The 20,110-nt window shown below is 38.6% G+C and carries 18 protein-coding genes; all 18 read left to right on the top strand.

Annotated features, from left to right (window positions below):
- Positions 1-107: 107 nt before the first annotated feature.
- The 18 genes from ACK1I8_RS15735 to ACK1I8_RS15650 all read left to right on the top strand — a co-directional run bounded on the left by ACK1I8_RS15735 (position 108) and on the right by ACK1I8_RS15650 (position 19,917).
- Positions 108-1,088, top strand: coding sequence for a deoxyhypusine synthase family protein (locus tag ACK1I8_RS15735; RefSeq protein WP_039471440.1), 981 nt, complete (start codon positions 108-110; stop codon positions 1,086-1,088).
- A 254-nt stretch (positions 1,089-1,342) separates the two neighbouring features.
- Positions 1,343-2,644: a c-type cytochrome gene (locus ACK1I8_RS15730; RefSeq protein WP_335319744.1), complete on the top strand. Its 1,302-nt coding sequence runs from the start codon at positions 1,343-1,345 to the stop codon at positions 2,642-2,644.
- Between the two features lie 48 nt (positions 2,645-2,692).
- Complete coding sequence (locus ACK1I8_RS15725; protein WP_412466273.1) at positions 2,693-5,731, top strand: TAT-variant-translocated molybdopterin oxidoreductase; 3,039 nt, start codon at positions 2,693-2,695, stop codon at positions 5,729-5,731.
- A gap of 26 nt (positions 5,732-5,757) precedes the next feature.
- Positions 5,758-7,230: an NrfD/PsrC family molybdoenzyme membrane anchor subunit gene (nrfD, locus tag ACK1I8_RS15720; protein WP_293790261.1), complete on the top strand. Its 1,473-nt coding sequence runs from the start codon at positions 5,758-5,760 to the stop codon at positions 7,228-7,230.
- Positions 7,231-7,232: 2 nt separating this feature from the next.
- A complete protein-coding gene (locus tag ACK1I8_RS15715) occupies positions 7,233-7,769 on the top strand; it encodes a DUF3341 domain-containing protein (RefSeq protein ID WP_412466272.1) in 537 nt (178 codons plus the stop codon).
- Positions 7,741-8,346, top strand: a complete 606-nt coding sequence (locus ACK1I8_RS15710; protein ID WP_335319746.1) for a cytochrome c — start codon at positions 7,741-7,743, stop codon at positions 8,344-8,346. The genes ACK1I8_RS15715 and ACK1I8_RS15710 overlap by 29 nt, the downstream gene beginning before the upstream one ends.
- Before the next feature lie 14 nt (positions 8,347-8,360).
- Positions 8,361-9,584, top strand: a complete 1,224-nt coding sequence (locus tag ACK1I8_RS15705; RefSeq protein WP_412466271.1) for a quinol:cytochrome C oxidoreductase — start codon at positions 8,361-8,363, stop codon at positions 9,582-9,584.
- Between the two features lie 69 nt (positions 9,585-9,653).
- A complete protein-coding gene (locus ACK1I8_RS15700; protein ID WP_412466270.1) occupies positions 9,654-10,886 on the top strand; it encodes a cytochrome c oxidase subunit II in 1,233 nt (410 codons plus the stop codon).
- Positions 10,887-10,909: 23 nt separating this feature from the next.
- Positions 10,910-12,790 (top strand): cbb3-type cytochrome c oxidase subunit I, encoded by a 1,881-nt coding sequence (locus ACK1I8_RS15695; protein ID WP_412466269.1) that lies wholly within the window; start codon positions 10,910-10,912, stop codon positions 12,788-12,790.
- An 82-nt stretch (positions 12,791-12,872) separates the two neighbouring features.
- Complete coding sequence (locus ACK1I8_RS15690) at positions 12,873-13,931, top strand: COX15/CtaA family protein (protein WP_412466268.1); 1,059 nt, start codon at positions 12,873-12,875, stop codon at positions 13,929-13,931.
- 12 nt (positions 13,932-13,943) lie between these two features.
- A complete protein-coding gene (cyoE, locus tag ACK1I8_RS15685) occupies positions 13,944-14,852 on the top strand; it encodes a heme o synthase (RefSeq protein ID WP_412466267.1) in 909 nt (302 codons plus the stop codon).
- Positions 14,853-14,867: 15 nt separating this feature from the next.
- Positions 14,868-15,434: a heme-copper oxidase subunit III gene (locus ACK1I8_RS15680; RefSeq protein ID WP_412466266.1), complete on the top strand. Its 567-nt coding sequence runs from the start codon at positions 14,868-14,870 to the stop codon at positions 15,432-15,434.
- 31 nt (positions 15,435-15,465) lie between these two features.
- Positions 15,466-16,173 (top strand): cytochrome c oxidase subunit 3, encoded by a 708-nt coding sequence (locus ACK1I8_RS15675; protein WP_293790239.1) that lies wholly within the window; start codon positions 15,466-15,468, stop codon positions 16,171-16,173.
- Positions 16,174-16,198: 25 nt separating this feature from the next.
- Positions 16,199-16,552 (top strand): cytochrome C oxidase subunit IV family protein, encoded by a 354-nt coding sequence (locus ACK1I8_RS15670; protein WP_090498434.1) that lies wholly within the window; start codon positions 16,199-16,201, stop codon positions 16,550-16,552.
- Positions 16,552-17,247 carry an SCO family protein gene (locus ACK1I8_RS15665; RefSeq protein WP_412466265.1) on the top strand — a complete coding sequence of 232 codons (696 nt, stop codon included), beginning with the start codon at positions 16,552-16,554 and terminating at the stop codon, positions 17,245-17,247. The genes ACK1I8_RS15670 and ACK1I8_RS15665 overlap by 1 nt, the downstream gene beginning before the upstream one ends.
- A gap of 92 nt (positions 17,248-17,339) precedes the next feature.
- Positions 17,340-17,882: a DUF420 domain-containing protein gene (locus ACK1I8_RS15660; protein WP_412466264.1), complete on the top strand. Its 543-nt coding sequence runs from the start codon at positions 17,340-17,342 to the stop codon at positions 17,880-17,882.
- Positions 17,883-18,110: 228 nt separating this feature from the next.
- Positions 18,111-18,695: an RNA polymerase sigma-70 factor gene (locus ACK1I8_RS15655; protein WP_412466263.1), complete on the top strand. Its 585-nt coding sequence runs from the start codon at positions 18,111-18,113 to the stop codon at positions 18,693-18,695.
- A gap of 61 nt (positions 18,696-18,756) precedes the next feature.
- The gene (locus ACK1I8_RS15650) at positions 18,757-19,917 is read left to right on the top strand and encodes a FecR family protein (protein ID WP_412466262.1); all 1,161 of its coding nucleotides are present in this window, start codon (positions 18,757-18,759) and stop codon (positions 19,915-19,917) included.
- Positions 19,918-20,110: the final 193 nt, after the last annotated feature.

Genomic DNA, 20,110 nt, shown 5'->3' with positions numbered 1-20,110 from the left:
GGCACCATGCGCTAAGCGCCAAACGCCATACTCCAGAAGCTATACGCTTTTAAGTTTTCAGCTTTCGGCCTAAATACCTATTTTTGCGGCAAACAATACAAAACGAAATGAGCAATACAAGAGGACCGATATCTCAGTTTATGGAGCGTAATTACCTCCATTTTAATGCTGCTGCAATGATGGATGCGGCTAAAGGATACGAAACGCATTTAGATGAAGGTGGTAAAATGATGATCACACTTGCTGGTGCAATGAGTACTGCAGAATTGGGAATTTCACTTGCAGAGATGATCCGCCAGGATAAAGTGGCTATTATTTCTTGTACAGGTGCAAACCTTGAAGAAGATATTATGAATCTGGTGGCACATTCTCATTATAAACGCGTTCCGAACTATCGCGATTTAAGTCCGCAGGATGAATGGGATCTTTTAGAGAACCATTACAACCGTGTTACCGATACCTGTATTCCGGAAGAAGAAGCTTTCCGCCGTTTACAAAAACACATCCACAAAATCTGGAAAGATGCAGATGATGCGGGTGAAAGATATTTCCCACATGAGTTTATGTATAAAATGCTGCTGAGTGGTGTTTTGGAACAATATTATGAAATCGATCCTAAAAACTCGTGGATGTTGGCTGCGGCAGAGAAAAATTTGCCAATTGTGGTACCGGGATGGGAAGACTCAACCATGGGTAACATTTTTGCTTCTTATGTAATCAAAAACGAATTTAAAGCAACCACAATGAAAAGCGGGATTGAGTATATGGGCTGGCTTGCCGACTGGTATGTTAAAAACTCTGAGGGTAAGGGAATTGGTTTCTTTCAGATTGGTGGCGGTATTGCCGGCGATTTCCCAATCTGTGTAGTGCCAATGCTTTATCAGGATATGGAAATGGAAAATATTCCCTTCTGGAGTTATTTCTGCCAGATTTCTGATTCAACCACTTCTTATGGTTCTTATTCCGGAGCTGTACCAAACGAAAAGATTACCTGGGGTAAACTGGATATCCATACGCCAAAATTTATCGTAGAAAGTGATGCTACAATTGTAGCACCGTTAATGTTTGCCTGGATATTAAAACAATAATCAGAAAAATAAATAGACCAAATTGGTTTCTAGTATGCCCATTGGAGATAACATCTTAAAAATGGGCATTTTTATTGCCAGAATGGCTTGAAATGGCATTTGTTTAGAATGATTATAAATTGTATTTCAAGTCACTATTATGTCATGGGATTTATTAATAAGTTATACTTTTGTTCAAGTTTTGGTGGGGCTACCCCTAGTTCAGCATCAATTTCACAACAAAAAGTAAATTAAATAAGTATAAAGTGTTCATTATGAGAGATATCTCGATGATTTTAAAAAGCGTTTGGAAGTCGTTATTCGTATTTTCAGCAATTTCCGTAATAGCGGTTTCTACCGTAAATGCGCAGGATGCTAAAGAAGGAAGAACGCTTTTCAAAGCTAAATGTTCTTCGTGCCACGCATTAGATGCTAAATTAGTTGGTCCGGCCTTAAAGGGTGTCAGTGATCGTCACTCGGAAGAGTTCCTTTTAAAATGGATTCCAAATTCGCAAGGCCTGGTAGCTTCCGGTAATCCTGAAGCTGTTAAACTTTTTAACGAGAATGGAAAAGTACCAATGACCTCTTTTCCTGAGTTAGATGAGACCAAAGTAAAAGATATCTTAGCTTACATTAAAGAAGGCGAGCCTAAGCCGGCAGGTGATCCAAGTGTCGCTTCTTCTACTTTAGCTAAAGATCAGGGCACTTCAGGTTTATCAATCGCAGGTATTGTGGCCATTGTTGTATTGGCCATTGTTATTTTGGTAATCTTAGGCCGTGCTTCTAAATTACTGGAGCGTTTGATCCTACAGAAACAAGGTATCGAGATTGAAGAGGATGTGCCATTAAAAGTTGGGGTGCGCAAGATGTTCAAAAACAAGAAATTTGTCATGTTCTTTATCTTGTGTTTAATCATCTGTTTAGGTTCATTCGGTTGGATGGGCATGTGGAACACCGGTGTTCATACTGGTTACCAACCGGTTCAGCCTATTAAATTCTCTCACGAACTGCATGCGGGGATTAATCAGATTGATTGTCAGTATTGCCACTCTGGCGCATTTAAATCTAAAAATGCATCTATCCCATCATTAAATGTTTGTATGAACTGCCATAAAGCGGTACAGGCCAGAGATAAATATGATGGTGAAGTTTCTCCTGAGATCAAGAAAATCTATAATGCTTTAGGTTACGATCCGGAGACACAGAAATATGATGAAAGTAAAGCCAAACCAATGGAATGGGTACGTGTACACAATCTTCCTGATTTTGCTTACTTCAACCACTCTCAGCACGTAGTTGTTGCAGAAGATGCCATCCGCAAAGCAAAAGGATTACAGCCAACAGAACCTGTATGTTTCGCTTGTCATGGTCCGGTTAATACGATGGAAGAAATTTACCAATATTCTCCGTTAACCATGAAATGGTGTATTAACTGCCATAAGGAAACAGATATTTCTGGTCAGAAAAACAATGCTTTCTACGCTAAGGTGATTGAGGCACACGAAAAGATTAAAAAAGGCGAGAAAATTACACCAGCGTTATTGGGTGGTTTAGAGTGTGGTAAATGCCACTATTAATAGATAGAGTTTAGTAAGAACGTTCGAATAAACAGTAATATAGCTTAAATGGAAAGCAACAAAAAATACTGGAAAGGCTTAGAGGAGTACAACAATACCCCCGATTTTGTTAAGAATAATAAAAACGAATTCGCCGAGCCACTTCCAATAGAAGATGTTTTAAATGAAGCAGGGTTAAGTACCGTTACCCCACGCCGCGACTTTTTAAAGGCGTTAGGTTTTGGTTTAGGTGCTGTAACGTTAGCAGCCTGTCAAACTGCACCTGTTCATAAATCTATTCCTTACCTGGTAAAACCTGAGGAGGTTACTCCGGGTATTCCTAACTATTATACTTCGAGCTTTAATGGCCAGAGTATTTTAGTTAAAACCAGAGAGGGCCGCCCGATTAAAATTGAACCAAATCCAAATGCGGGTCAATTTTTCCGTGGTACCGATGCGAGAGCGCAGGCTTCGGTTTTAGATTTGTATGATGTATCTAAACTAAAAGCACCGGCTTTAGTAAAAGATGGAAAAGTTGAAGAAACTACCTGGGCAAAAATCGATAGCTATGTTAAAGGTGAGTTGGCAAAAGCACAGGCAGGTGGCAAGAAAATCCGTTTGGTGTCATCAACTGTAAACAGCCCGTCAACCAATGCCGTTATTGCAGCTTTTATTGCAAAATACCCTGCAACCAGATTGGTACAGTACGATGCGGTTTCTTATACCGGTATAATCCAGGCGAACCAAAACAGCTTCGGTAAAGCAGTTTTACCAAAATATAACTTTGATAAAGCCGATTTAATTGTCAGTTTCGGTGCCGATTTCTTGGGTACCTGGATCAGCGGAGAAGAGTTTACGGCTCAATATACCGCTAACCGTAACTACAAATCGCTAGAAAATAAAAAAATGAGCCGCCACATTCAGTTCGAAAGTGGAATGAGCTTAACAGGTACCAATGCAGATACCCGTGTTCCGGTTAAATTATCGGAAGAAGGACCTGCTTTAATTGCTTTATATAATGCAATTACCGGTAATGCTTTACCAGGGGGAACATTGGGCAACAATGCTACTGCTGATAAAGTAATTAAATTGGTAGCTAAAGAATTGGTACAGGCTAAAGGTAAAGGCCTTGTCGTTTGTGGTTCGAATGATGTTTCTACGCAAATTTTAGTAAATGCCATTAATGCCGCTATCGGAAGTTATGGTACGACTATCGATTTAGATAATCCTTGTTATTTATATGCAGGTAACGATGCCGAATTTAGTGGCTTAGTTGCTGAAATGAACCGTGGTGAAGTTGGTGCTGTTTTATTCTTGAACACTAATCCGGTTTATGATGCTCCGAATACAAAAGCATTTACTGATGCATTAGCGAAGGTGCCTGCTAAAATTTCATTTGCTGATCGTGCAGATGAAACCGCTACGGCTTGTGATGCGATTGCCATTAACCATAACTATTTGGAATCATGGGGTGATGCAAACGCTTATGAAGGTTATTATTCTATCGTTCAGCCAACAATCAATCCTGTTTTTAACAGCCGCCAGGCTGAAGAAAGTTTATTAACATGGGCTGATGCGCCGGTTAAAGACTACTATCAGTTTGTACGTAGCAACTGGGAAGCCAAAATGTTACCAGCTGTTGGTTTAAAATGGGAAGAGGTTTTAGAAAAGGGGGTAGTAACGGCAACTGCTAAAACTGCTGGTGCTTATTCATTCACACAATCTTTAGCTCAGGTTGCTACTTCAATCGCAAATAGCAGCAAAGCTTTTAGAGGTGGCGATCAGATTGAATTACAGGTTTACGAAAACGTACCAATGCGCGATGGTAAAAATGCCAATAATGCATTCTTGCAAGAGTTGCCAGATCCGGTATCAAAAGTAACCTGGGATAACTTTGTTGCCCTTGCGCCTAAAACTGCAGAGAAATTAAAAGTTAAAGAGTTTGATGTGGTTTCGGTTAAAGGAAGCAACGGATATTCAGTAGATCTTCCGGTTTTAATCCAGCCAGGACAAGCACAGGGAACTGCATCTATTGCATTAGGTTATGGCCGTACCAAAGCGGGTAAAGCAGGGAACGATGTAGGTAAAAATGCTTTCCCTTTTGTTTCTTTTGTAAACGGAACCATGCAATATGCTACAAATGTAACCATTACCCCAACAGGTGGTTATTATGAGTTGGCTCAAACACAAACTCACCACTCTTTCGAGGGCCGTGCAGTGATTAAAGAAGCTACTTTTAAGGAGTACTTAAAAAATCCTGGAGCTGGTAACGAAAAAGGTGAACATAAAAATTATGATCTTTGGGATCAATACGAAAAACCAGGTAACAACTGGGTAATGGCAATCGATTTGAATGCCTGTACAGGTTGTGGTTCTTGTATTGTTGCCTGTAACGTCGAAAACAACATTCCTGTTGTAGGCCGTGATGAGGTTCGCCGTCGCCGTGAAATGCACTGGATCCGTATCGACCGTTATTACAGCTACGAAACCAAAGATGGTGATGTAACTAAAGAGAAAGAAATTGCTAAGTTGGAAGACTTAGATCATGTTTCAGTGGTTCACCAACCGATGTTGTGCCAACACTGTGATCATGCACCTTGCGAAACGGTTTGTCCGGTATTGGCAACTGTTCACTCAAGTGACGGCCTAAACCACATGGCTTATAACCGTTGTGTAGGTACACGTTACTGTGCTAACAACTGTCCGTACAAAGTACGTCGTTTCAACTGGTTTAACTACTGGAACGATTCTCGTTTCGATAACTATTTAAATAACGAGTTTACCCAATTGGTTTTAAATCCTGATGTAACTACACGTTCGAGAGGGGTTATGGAAAAATGCTCAATGTGTATTCAACGTATACAAGGTGGCAAATTACAAGCTAAACTGGAGAAACGTCCATTAAAAGATGGCGATATTAAAATGGCTTGTCAGGAAGCTTGTTCAGCAAATGCGATTGTATTTGGTGATGCAAACGATCCAAATTCAGAGGTTTCAAAAGCATTACGTTCTGAGCGTATCTACTACGTATTGGAAGAGATCAATGTGAAACCGGGTATCGGCTACATGACAAAAATTAGAAATACAGATACAACAGTACAAGCGTAAGCTTTAGTATAAAGAAAATACAAATTATGTCAGGACATAACGAATCAATACTTAGAGAACCATTAATTACCGGCGATAATATCACGTATGCAAAAATTACGGATGATATTTTAATGCCGGTAGAAAATAAGCCTAACAAGGCTTGGTGGATTGGTTTCATCGTTTCAGCATTGGGTGCTTTACTTTGGGTGGTAGCTGTTAGTTACACTTTCTGGAATGGTATCGGTGCATGGGGCTTAAATAAAACAGTTGGTTGGGCTTGGGATATCACCGGTTTCGTATGGTGGGTAGGTATCGGTCACGCCGGAACACTAATTTCAGCAGTACTTTTACTCTTCCGTCAGAACTGGCGTAACTCCATCAACCGGTCGGCAGAGGCGATGACCATTTTCGCCGTTATCTGTGCCGCAACGTATGTGGTATCTCACATGGGCCGTCCTTGGTTAGCTTATTGGGTTTTACCTTTACCAAATCAGTTTGGATCACTTTGGGTAAACTTTAACTCACCACTGGTATGGGATATGTTTGCGATCTCCACTTATTTCTCTGTATCATTATTATTCTGGTACACGGGTTTATTACCAGATATTGCAACCATCCGCGACCGTGCGGTAGGTACACGCAGAAAAATTTATTCTATCTTTTCTTTTGGATGGAGCGGAAGTGTTAAAACCTGGCAGCGTTTCGAAGCGGTGTCGTTGATCTTAGCGGGTATATCTACACCACTCGTACTTTCGGTACACACCATTGTATCCATGGACTTTGCCACATCGGTAATTCCAGGCTGGCATACTACCATCTTCCCGCCATACTTCGTGGCTGGTGCGATCTTTTCAGGGTTTGCGATGGTATTAACCTTATTATTGGTTGCACGTAAGGTATTGGGCTTAGAGAACTACATCACCATGTTCCACATTGAGTCGATGAATAAAATCATCATCTTAACCGGATCAATCGTAGGCGTTGCTTATTTAACTGAGTTTTTTATCGCATGGTATTCAGGTTCAGAGTACGAGCAGTATGCATTTATCAATAGGTCTACTGGTCCTTACTGGTGGTCTTACTGGATGATGATGACCTGTAACGTAATTTCGCCACAATTGTTATGGTTCAAAAAAATCCGTTTGAGCATTAAAGCCACCTGGATTTTATCAATCGTAGTAAACGTGGGTATGTGGTTTGAGCGTTTTGTAATTATCGTTACTTCATTACACCGCGATTATATTCCATCAAGCTGGGCCATGTTTTATCCAACCTGGGTTGACATCAGTGTATTCGTAGGTTCGATCGGCTTATTCTTCACCTTATTTTTATTGTTCTTAAGGGTATTGCCATCAATTGCTATTGCAGAGGTTAAATTATTATTGAAAACTGCAAGTGAGCAAGCCAAAATGAAACAGATTAAAGAAGGGCATGAGAATAAAGAATATGTAGCTGAATACATAGAGTCTTTAGAAAAATTTGATAGTGTTAAACAAGAAGATTACGCAAAAATATAACAATGAGTGATATCAAATATATTTTAGGCAGCTTTGGCGATCCTGACGAAATGATGCATGGCATCGAAAAGCTTCAGGAAAATAACATCAGCATTTATGATGTATATACACCGATGCCTATACACGGAATAGAAGCCAAATTAGGAATTAAGAGATCCAGAATCGATATCGCAGCATTTTGCTTTGGTATTACCGGTACTTGCTGTGCATTCGCTTTGATTTATTTCTGCGCAGTAATCGATTGGAGAGTAAACATAGGTGGTAAACCCTCATTCGCATTGCCGGATTTTATTCCGATAATGTTCGAGCTTACCGTATTATTCTGTGCTTTCGGTATGGTGTTAACTTATTATGCATCTACTCACTTATTTCCAGGAAGGGCCCCAAGGGTGATGGATTTACGTGCTACTGATGATCGCTTTGTAATTGCAGTTGATGCAAAAGACAATGCAGAACATACTGTAATTGATGGATTATTAAAAGATGCAGGTGCTTTAGAAATAAAGTATAATGAAAGGAAGTACATTAGCTATGAATAAGAATAAATTTGTTTACACAGCGTTTTTAGCTATCGCTTTTGCAGCTACCTTTTCTGCTTGTAAAGATAAACGCAGTACTGGCTTAGAATATGCCAGAAACATGTATGATCCGATTGCTTATAATCCGGATCAGCCAAACAAAAATTTTAAAGATGGTAAAACTGCTCAGTTACCACCTGCACATACAAAACCAGTTGGTTTTACCGAATATGACGAGTATCCTAATACTAAAGAAGGATATGAAGCAGCAGGAGTGAGTATGGTAAATCCTTTACCGGTTGATACGGTTAATCTGGCTCAGGGTAAACACTTATTTACCGTTTTCTGTAGCCCTTGTCACGGAGATAAAGGAGATGGACAAGGCCATCTGGTTAAAATTGAGAAATTTAGTGGTGTACCTGCTTATCAAACCGGTGCATCATCCAGAGGTGGTAACATGGTCGACCTTACCGCAGGTAAAATCTATCATACCATTACATACGGTGTAAATAACATGGGCTCGCATGCTTCGCAAATCTCACCAACAGATCGTTGGAAAGTGGTGATGTATGTTCAACAATTACAAAAAGGACAATAGTAAAGCAAATATAAATGGGAACTCACAATATTAATTTTAGTGAACAGTTTGAGTTTACAGGTAAAGTAAAAACGTTAAGCATTGTTGGTATCGTTATCGGTATTGCAGCTGTATTGTTCGGTTTTTTGGCTGGCGATAAAGTAATGCACGAACGTACTTTTGCTAACCTGTTGCTTATGGCATATTACTTTGCATGCGTTTGTATGTCTGGTACATTTTTCCTGGCTGTTCAATATGTAGCGCAGGCAGGATGGTCTGCATCAATTTTACGTGTACCACAGGCTATGGCAAAAACCTTGCCTATAGCAGCTGTAATACTAGTAGTGGTTATTTCAGCAGGATTATTCTCACACAACCTATATCACCACTGGCATGCTGAAGGATTAACAGATCAAAACAGCCCTAATTATGATGCCATTATTGCTGGTAAATCGGTATTTTTAAATGTACCTTTCTTCTTGGGTCGTCAAGTGGTATTCTTAGGTGTTTACAGTATATTTTCAATCATGTTTGTTAAATTTTCGTACAACGAAGATTTGGCAGGTGGTTTAAACTCATATAGAAAAAGCTTTAAAAATGCCTGTATCTTCCTGGTAATTTATGGTTTTACCACGCCAGTATTTGCTTTTGATACGATCATGTCGTTAGAGGCACACTGGTTCTCTACCATGTTTGGCTGGTATAACTTCGCCGCAATGTGGGTAAGCAGCTTAGCTACAATTGCTGTTATCCTGATTTTATTAAGAAGAGCAGGTTATATGCAATGGGTTAACAATAGCCACTTGCACAATTTAGGCCAGTTTATCTTCGGTTTCTCTATCTTCTGGACTTATGTATGGTTTGCGCAATTCTTATTGATCTACTATGCCAATATGCCTGAAGAGACTGTATATTTCTACAAACGTTTTGAATATTATAAGTTCTGGTTTTTCTTAAACCTGGCCATGAATTTCTTAGCGCCGGTATTATTATTAATGGACAGGGATAACAAAAGAACCGATGCCAAATTATTATTCGTTTCTATCGTGGTATTATTAGGTCATTGGGTAGATTATTACCAAATGATTATGCCAGGTGCGGTTGAAGATGGTCATAATGGTTTTGGAATTGTGGAAATCGGTATTGCATTAGGTTTCGTGGGATTGTTTACCTTTACGGTTTTATCATCATTGAGCAAAAAGCCTTTAATTGCAAAGAATCACCCATTATTACAAGAAAGTTTGCATCATCAACTATAGTGGTGATAAGATAGAGCAAATATTTAATTATTATTATAATTAGCAGTACAGCGTACTACTTTTAAGAAAATGAGTTTAAGAAAGTTTATAACGAATAAAACGACCGCAGCTTTAGCAGTATTGATTACTGTTTTTGCAAACACTAGCGTATTTGCGCAAGATGCAGCAGCAGGTGCTGCCGCGGCACCGAAGGTTGATATGGGCGAGGTTTATAAATCGGTAATATTTTATATTCTGGTTTTCCTTGCGGTATGCTTATTCATTGCCATTATTGGTAAAGCAATAAAAGTATATGAGTTAAGCCGCGAAGCCCAAGGTAAACCTGTTGGTATCAACTGGAACAGGGTACATGCAAGTTTGTTTGCATTGTTTCTGGTGATCGGTTTATATGGAGTATATTGGGAATATACAGTACATGGATCAATGTTACTTCCTGATGCAGCATCTGAGCATGGAAAGAAAATTGACAGAATGTTTAACTTAACGTTAATCATTACCACTATTGTATTTGTAGTGACTCACATCCTATTATTCGGATTTTCTTACATCTATAAATATTCTGCAAAAAGAAAGGCTTACTACTATCCGCACAATAATACCATCGAAAAAATCTGGACTATTGTTCCGGCTTTAGTGTTAACGGTTTTGGTTTTAATGGGTTTCTTAACCTGGAGATCTATCTTCTTCAAAGTTGAAGACCCAAATAATAAGCCATTACAAATTGAAGTTACTTCGGAGCAATTTAAATGGTCTATCCGTTATCCTGGAGCTGATGGAATAGTAGGTAACAAAAATTATAAGTTAACTACAGCGACCAATACATTGGGTATTGATTTTAAAGATGTCAATTCCCGTGATGATGAAATGGCAGATGAGATGGTGCTTCCTGTGGGCAAACCAGTTAAACTTATCTTGACCAGTAAAGATGTAATTCACAGTTTTTATATGCCACACTTTAGGGTGCAGTTAAATACCGTACCAGGTATGAGAACTATATTTGAATTTACACCTACAAAAACAACTGCAGAAATGCAGCAGGAAACTAACGATCCTAACTTTAATTATCTTTTCTTATGTGCTAAAATCTGTGGATCAGGTCATTATAACATGCAAAAAGTTGTTCGGGTAGTATCGGAGGCTGAATACAAAACCTGGATTGCAGAACAGAAAACATACTTAAACGACGATTTAAGAAAACAATTTAATTTGCCAGTGGCACCTGCACCTGTAAAATCAGAAGCAGACTCAGCAGCTAAAGATTCAGCAGCTGTAAAAACTAACCAAATGGCTTTAAATAAATAATATTAAGCAGGAGCGAACGAATTATGTCAACAATAGCATTACACGACGAACACAATCACGATCACGCTGATCATGGGCATCATAAGGAGACTTTGATTTCAAAGTACATCTTTAGTATGGATCATAAAATGATTGCCAAGCAATTTTTGATTACCGGTATTATTATGGCGGTAATTGCAATGGGCTTGTCTATCTTATTCCGTATTCAATTGGCATGGCCAGATCAGAACTTCCCTTTCTTAGAAACATTTTTAGGTAAATGGGCTGAAGGAGGTCGTATCAAGCCTGACTTTTACCTGGCGTTAGTAACCATTCATGGTACCATTATGGTATTCTTTGTACTAACCGCGGGATTAAGTGGTACCTTTAGTAATTTATTAATTCCACTTCAGGTAGGTGCAAGAGATATGGCGTCGCCATTCTTAAACATGCTTTCATACTGGTTCTTCTTTATGGCTTGTGTGATCATGATGTCATCATTCTTTATCCAAACAGGACCAGCATCAGGTGGTTGGACGGTTTATCCTCCATTATCTGTAGTGGCTAAGGCTATGCCGGGTTCAGGTTTAGGGATGACGTTGTGGTTAATCAGTATGGTACTTTTCGTAGCTTCCTCTTTAATGGGTGGTATCAACTACGTGAGTACAATTTTGAATATGCGTACCAAAGGGATGGATCTTTGGAAAATGCCATTAACCATTTGGGCTTTCTTTTTAACTGCAATTTTAGGTATCTTATCTTTCCCGGTTCTTGTAGCTGGTGTTGTGTTAATGGTATTTGACCGTAGTTTTGGTACCAGTTTCTATTTGTCAGATATTGTGATGGGTACTGATATTTTACCAAATGAAGGTGGTTCGCCGATCTTATGGCAACACTTGTTCTGGTTCTTAGGTCACCCTGAGGTTTACATCGTAATCATGCCGGCATTGGGTATCTCATCTGAGGTTATTTCTGTAAACTCACGTAAACCAATCTTTGGTTACCATGCCATGGTTTACTCTCTGATCGGTATTACCGTATTATCGTTTATCGTTTGGGGTCACCATATGTTTGTAACGGGTATGAACCCATTATTGGGTGGTGTATTTATGATTACCACATTAATTATTGCGGTACCATCTGCAGTAAAAACATTTAACTATTTGGCCACATTATGGAGAGGTAATATCCGTTTCACTCCGGCGATGTTATTTGCTATCGGTTTGGTTTCATTCTTTATCTCTGGTGGTTTAACCGGTATCTTCTTAGGAAATGCTTCTTTAGATATTAACTTACACGATACATATTTTGTTGTTGCCCACTTCCACCTGGTAATGGGATCTGCAGCAATTTTTGGTATGCTTGCGGGTGTGTATCACTGGTTCCCTAGAATGTTCGGTAGAATGATGAATGCCAAATTAGGATACTTACACTTCTGGTTAACGTTCATTGCAGCTTACCTGGTATTCTTCCCGCTTCACTTCTTAGGTTTAGATGGTGTACCTCGTCGTTACTATGCATTTACCGAATTTGAATTTATGAAGAAGTGGTTAACCGTTAACGTATTTGTAACCTGGGCAGCTATTATGGCAGCTCTGGCTCAGGTAGCGTTTTTGTTTAACTTCTTTTATTCCATCTTTAAAGGAAAAGTAGCTCCTCAGAATCCATGGGAATCGAATACTTTAGAATGGACCGCTCCTGTTGAACACCTACACGGTAACTGGCCAGGTGAAATCCCAACAGTTTACAGATGGCCATACGATTATAGCAAGCCAGGACATGATGCAGATTTTATTCCTCAAACTGTTCCTTTCTCGCAAACGATGAACTCTAATTTACCTCACGATTTTGAGGGAAATGAGGAAGCAGAAAAAATTCAACAAGAATGGGAATTAGCTAATCCTGTTACAGAAAACAAAGGCTAGTTTTAAGCTTAGCATAAAATTTTAAAGGGGTATCTGATTAAGTTTCTGCTTATCCGGATACCCTTTTCATCTTAATAGATATATGGTCAGCAGATCAGAACAGCGTTTCATTAGCATTAATCTTATAACCATCATAGTTACGCTATTGGTTGTACTTGCCGGAGGTATTGTTCGCAGTACCGGATCTGGCATGGGATGCCCGGATTGGCCAAAATGTTTCGATCGTTACATTCCGCCAACTCATGTATCTCAACTTCCTGCCGATTATAAGGAGAAGTATGTGGCTGGAAGGTTAAAGAAGAACGAAAAGTTTGCCAGATATCTGGAAAGTATGGGTAAAGCAGCCCTTGCTGACAGCATCAGACATGATAAAAGCATTACTATACCAGAGGAATTCAATCCGGGCAAAACCTGGACTGAATACCTGAACCGTTTGGCTGGCGTAGCTGCTGGAATCTTCTTATTGCTTACGGCCATTTATTCTTTTACCTATCGTAAAACAGCTAAACGTATTATTGTATTAAGCATACTCAATATTTTCGTGGTAGGTTATCAAGCCTGGTTGGGATCTATAGTAGTTTCGACTAATCTGGCACAGTGGGTGGTAACGGTACATATGCTTTTAGCACTGGTTATCCTGGCCATTTCTATCTACACATACAATTACGCAAAACAGCTCAATAAAGCGCCTTCGGTAATTATGTATAAAATATTATGGCTGAAAGGGTTTTTATTCTTTACACTTGCGGTGAGCATTGTTCAGATTATTTTGGGCACCGATGTAAGAGAAGCCATAGATGTAGTTGCAAAATCTTTGGGCTACGGTGAAAAAGCAACGTGGATTTCGAGGGTGGGAGGTATCTTTTCTTATCACCGCGATTTGGCCATATTGGTAGTTATTACCAACGGCGTGGTCTATAAAATGGTTATTGATCGTTTTAGTGGTAAAGCTGCTCCATTGTTGACTGCTAAGTTTATTTTAGTTACGCTCTTTGTTCAGTTATTAAGTGGTTTAGCTTTGGCATACATCGCTTTCCCGCCAGCAGCGCAGGCATTGCATATTTTGTTTTCTACGCTGTTGTTTAGTTTACAGTTTTACCTGTACTTGTTGGTTTACAGAACAAGTACCTATAAACAATAATATTTAAGAAAATTGAAACAATATCTTTCAGATTTTTCTAAACTTATCAAATTCAGGCTATCGTTTACGGTGGTGCTTTCGGCGTCGATCTCCTTTTTGATCGGGCAGAAAATGCAGGTAGGCAGAGGCCATATCCCGAGTATTGATTGGGGCAACTGGTTGATATTAATTGCTGGTGGTTTTTTAGTAACTGCTGCCGCAAACTGCTTTAATGAGATTATTGAAAAAGATCTGGATAAATTAATGTCCAGAACCAAAGACCGCCCGATGCCGGCAGGTAGAATGACTACAGGGCAGGGATTGATTTTGGGTGTTTTCATGGCATTTTCAGGGACCTGGCTGTTGGGGCATTTAAATCTGGAAACGGGTTTGTTATCGGTATTTTCAATTTTGTTATATGCCTTCGCCTACACACCATTAAAGAGAAAATCGCCAATTGCCGTTTTTGTAGGTGCAATACCCGGGGCTTTGCCACCGCTTATTGGTTATCTGGCCGCTTTTGGGAGCTTAAAAGCCGAAATGTTTCATGAAATTGATTATTACATTGCTGTTATTTTATTCCTAATTCAGTTTGTATGGCAGTTTCCTCACTTCTGGGCAATTGCATGGGTTTTGGATGACGATTATAAAAAGGCAGGTTTTAGGTTATTGCCCACTAAGAAAAGAGATAGAATATCGGCACTTTTAACTTTTTTAAGTACGCTGATTTTAATTCCGGTAAGTTTATTGCCAACCATTTATGGTTTTGGCGGTTATTACATTGCAGGTTTATCTTTAATAGCCGGACTTATTTTTAGCTGGCTGGCTTTTAAACTTTTAATGAGCAGAGAACTGGCTGATGCTAAAAAAGTGATGTTCTGTTCGTTTTTTTACATCCCCGCGGTACAGCTGGGTTTATTATTAAATTTTATAGCAAAATAATTTATGGTGCTAACAATGGAAAAGATGCAGGATACGTTTGACCCAAAACCACGAAAATTTATCGTTTGGTTATTTGTCGTATCATCAACAATTATGTTTGGTGGTTTTACCAGTTATTATCTGGTGTTTGCCGCCTCAAAAGGAAAAGGACATGGTTTAGTATTACCTGATGCCTTTATTTACTCCAGTTTGGTTATCGTGGCCAGTAGCATCACTCTGGTGTTAGCTTCCAGGGCTTTAAAGAAGCTTAATTTTAGCTTACAGCGCAACATGCTTTGGGTTACGGTGATATTAGCTGTTGCTTTTGGCATCATGCAGTTTAATGCCTGGGGAAGTATGGTGCGAACCGGAGCTACTTTGGTAGGAAACAATGCCGCAATATCATTTATCTACGTAGTATCTGGTATGCACCTTTTGCACATTATTGCCGGTGTTGGGCTAATTATAAGTGCTTTGGCCGGTAGCTATAAAAGCCTGCCTGTTGCCAAAGTTCAGTATAGAATGGAAATCGCTTCTATTTTTTGGCATTTTATAGATATATTATGGATATATCTGTATGTTTTTTTACTTTTGAACCGTTAAATTTGTTAACAAACTATTATACTATTTCCAAATGAATGCAGTATCACAATTAGATCAAGTTAAAACCGGGCCATGGAATGGTGGCCGTTCTCCGTGGTCGGTAGAATATGGTAAAATCATGATGTGGTTTTTCCTTTTATCAGATGCTTTTACTTTTTCATCTTTATTGATCTACTATGGCGCTCAGCGTTTTTCTAAATTAACATGGCCAGATCCGGATTTGGTTTTCCAATCTATTCCTGGTATTAAAGATACAGGTGCACCATTAGTATTTGTGGGTATCATGACCTTTATCCTGATCTTAAGTTCTGTAACTATGGTTATGGCAGTTGAGGCTGGACATCGTCGTGCAAAAAAAGAGGTAATCGGTTGGCTTGTAGCTACTATTATCTTTGGTTTTATGTTCTTAGGCTGTCAGGCTTTAGAATGGACACACCTGCATCATGAAGGTTTCTGGTGGGGAACTATTCCTTCGGCTGAAGAATTGAAACACTTGTTTGACGGACCTGTTTCTTTAGTTGCCGCACAGCAGTTTGCAAACCTGTTCTTTACCATCACTGGTTTTCACGGTTTCCACGTATTTAGTGGTGTTATGATTAATGTGATAATTTTGATCATGACGATCAATGGAACTTTCGAAAAAAGAGGCCATTATTTAATGGTTGAAAAAGTGGGTTTATACTGGCACTTTGTAGACTTAGTATGGGTGTTTGTATTTACATTCTTCTATTTGGTTTAATTTTCAATTTATAAAAATATTTAACATGTCACAACATTCGCATTTAGAAGAAGGACACGAGCATGGCGAACATGCCGGAATGGATAAAGCAAAAATCTGGAAAGTAGCAGGTATTTTAACTTTAATCACCGCAATCGAATTTATCATCGCATTATGGGCTATCCCTGGTGGACATATTCCACAACATGTAGGTAACTATATCTATATCGCATTAACTTTGGTAAAGGCATTTTATATTGTAGCCTATTTCATGCACTTAAAGTTTGAGAAATTAGGTCTACAGTTAGCCCTAACAGTATCGTTCATTTTCATTATTTACTTTATTGTCTTAATGCTGATAGAAGGTGGGTTTTTAAACATCCACATGATGAACCATTAATGAAAAGAAGCCCGATAAAAAAGGTATTAATCCTGGTAAGCATTTTAGCTATACCGGGATTTTTGTTTTTTTACTTATTGCCACATTTTGCAAAAAACCGGTATAAGAGTTTACCCATCTTTGGAAAAAAGACAGTGGCTACTACCTTCCACAGTGTAAAGGGAAAGAAAATTCCAGATACCATTTATCATGTTGTTCCTGATTTTAAACTGATCAACCAGCACAACGATACCGTCAACTGGAAATCATTTGAGAATAAGATTGTAGTACTAAACTTATTCTACGCCGGAGCCAGAAACCAACAGGCAAATCAATACATCAGGCAACTTTCCGATAGCTATGAAAAGAAACCTCTGGTTAAATTTGTAAGCCTGTCTGTTGATCCGGCCGATGTAAATAAGCTCAAAAACATTGCTGCTGATTTTAAGGCCAGAGAAGGTAAATGGGATGTTTTGGCGGGAGATACTGCGCAAACTTATCCATTAATCAGGCAAGGTTTATTACTTGATGTCGTATCTAATGAAGCTAAAGGGAAAAGCAGCTTTATATTTAGTAATAAAATAGTGCTTATAGATCACTTACATCGGATAAGGGGTATTTACGACGCCGATAATGCTGAGGCAAATGCCAGGTTAGAGGATGAAATAAAAGTGCTTATTGCCGAGTATTTGAGAAATGTTAAAGATGGTCGATAAGTTAATTTAGAGTTGAAAGTTCGGAGTTCACCGTCTACACGTTGAGTTCAGATTTATATATGCGTTAATAAAATAAAGAGATTAAAAAACTCATGGAAAATAGCCCGATTGAGAAAAAATATAGCAAGTGGATCATTATCCTCTCTGTTTTTATACCGGTAGCAGTAGCTTTTTTATTTGTGGTAAAGCTAAAAGATCTGGGGATTGATGCGCCTGCCCTGCCTTTTTTACCGCCAATATACGCCACTATCAACGGGATTACTGCCGTATTCTTGGTTATTGCGGTTTGGGCAATAAAAAATGGAAAGATACAATTGCACCAAAATTTGATGAAAACAGCCATAGGTTGCTCTTTATTGTTTTTGGTGATGTACATCGCCTATCATATGACCACACCTTCAACTAAATTTGGAGGAGATGGAGCGATAAAATATGCTTACTTTTTTATTTTGTTAACCCATATCTTATTGTCAATTGCCATTATCCCTTTGGTTTTGGTTACTTATGTGAGGGCGCTGGCCGAGCGTTTCGATCGTCACAGAAAAATTGCACGAATTACATTTCCTTTATGGCTTTATGTTGCCATAACCGGTGTGGTGGTTTATTTGATGATCTCGCCATATTATCAATACTAATTAAATAAGAGACCTTTTAAAAATAAATGAAGCCTTAACTTAAAATTAAGGCTTTTATTTTTTAATACATTTTTTAGTGCACAAAATTTACTAATCTGTATATTTGATAATAAAGTTGTATTGTAGTTAAACTAAATAGTTTTAGTTTTCCATATCTTTTAATCTATCATAAGCCCTTTCAAAATAATTACAGGGTGGTTAACAAACTATTTTATGGCGGTAAGTAATGTGGATAAAGAGCGTACCCTGATTGATAAAATCGTGGAGGGAGATGAACAAGCATTTTCTGTTTTGTTCTTCAAATACCTTCCTGTGCTCCACATTTTTGCCTCAAAATTTACAAAATCTGATGATGCCGCCGAAGAAATTATTCAGGACGCATTTTTAAGGGTCTGGCTAAATCGTGATAAACTGGCAGAAGTAGAGAATGTAAAAGCCTATCTATATAAATATGTTGCTAACGAAAGTTTAAGCTATCTGCGTAAAAAGTTAAAAGAGGAACGGGTTGTTGATGCATTTATGGCCAAACAGCGTGATAGTCATAATAATACTATAGAAACTATTAATTTAAATGAAGTGACAAGAATTATTGCTGTTGCTATAGATAAATTGCCTGAACAAAGAAAAAATATATACCAACTGAGCAGGCGTGATGGTAAAACTATACCAGAAATTGCAGAAATCCTCAATATTTCACCCAATACAGTGAAAAATGCCCTTGTAATTGCTTTAAAATCCATCCGTACCCACCTCGATCAGCATGGGATAGTATTCTTTTTTCCAATTGTTTCTGTTTTTTTGAAAATAAAATAAAAAAAAATGGTATTCCGATAGTCCTAATTTTCTTTTGTTGCTTCTTAGTATCAGAATCTTTATGGAAGAACGTATACATTATCTATTAAAGCAGTTTACCGCTAAAAACTTAAATCAATCTGAACAGGAGGAGCTTTTGTTTTTGGTAGAAAACAGCACGTCGTCACTTTCTGATGAAATCGTGAAAATGATTATCTCAGAAGAAGAACACGCAGTTAATGTTAATGAGGAAAAATGGAATCCGGTTCTTCATAAAATTCTAACGGTAGACAAACCAACGCGGTCGCCGAGGCGGATTTTAATGAATAGCTTAAAATGGGCTGCCGCTGCCGTGGTATTTGCCGTGTTTTCTTTAACGGCCTACCATGCGCTGCAGAAGAAGAAAGAACATGTTTTTGCTACCGATATAGCCCCCGGGAAAAATAAAGCTGTTCTTACCTTGTCTGATGGGAGGAAAATCTCGCTTTCCGACGCCATGAAAGGCGATGTAGCAAAAGAAGCCGGTTTCTCGATCACCAAAACTGACGACGGCCAGTTGGTGTACCATATTGCTGAATCTGAAAATGTAAACGATGATCGGTTAAATACCATTTCAACCCCAAACGGTGGAGAATGGCAAATTAAGTTGCCAGATGGTTCTACTGTTTGGTTAAATGCGGCCTCTTCCATTCAATATGCATTAAACATTGGTACAGCAAAACAGCGTGTGGTTAAAGTAGATGGGGAAGCTTATTTTGAAGTAGCTAAAGATCCTGTACACCCCTTTATTGTAGAAACCGATAAACAGGTTGTTGAAGTGTTGGGTACTCACTTTAATATTAATAGCTATAAGGATGAGAAGGTAACCAGAACTACGCTATTGGAAGGTAGTGTGCGGGTTTCTCACAAAAATAACAATGAAAGCGAAGTGCTTAAGCCTGGAGAACAATCGCTGGTAACCAATTCGGGCATAGATGTAAAAGAAGTAGATGTGGATGAAGCCATTGCCTGGAAAAAGGGTTATTTCATGTTCAACAACGAAAAACAGGAAAGCATTTTACGCAAGGTGGCCCGATGGTATAATGTAGAAATAGAATATGCCGATCCTGAAGTCAAAGATGTGATGTACTATGGTACGGTAAGCCGCTTCGAAAAAATATCAAAAGTGCTTAGAAAATTTGAGCAGACCGGCCAGGTTCGCTTTGACATCAAGGACAATAAAGTGATTGTGTATAAAGAATAACGAGTAAAAAGATGAAGAAGTAACTAACCTTTATCTATAAAATAAGAAGCAACTAATTAATCAACCATAACCTAACAACCATGAATAAACTTCGACAAAACTCCTGACGATCCAAAAGTTGAACGCATAAAAAAGGAGTGCTTGTAACACCCCTTTTCATATCTGTTTAGCTATTCCGTAAACCGGAATCGAT

Source organism: Pedobacter sp. KLB.chiD (assembly GCF_047040275.1).
Classification (GTDB): Bacteria; Bacteroidota; Bacteroidia; order Sphingobacteriales; family Sphingobacteriaceae; genus Pedobacter.
This window is presented reverse-complemented; position numbering and strand designations above follow the sequence as displayed.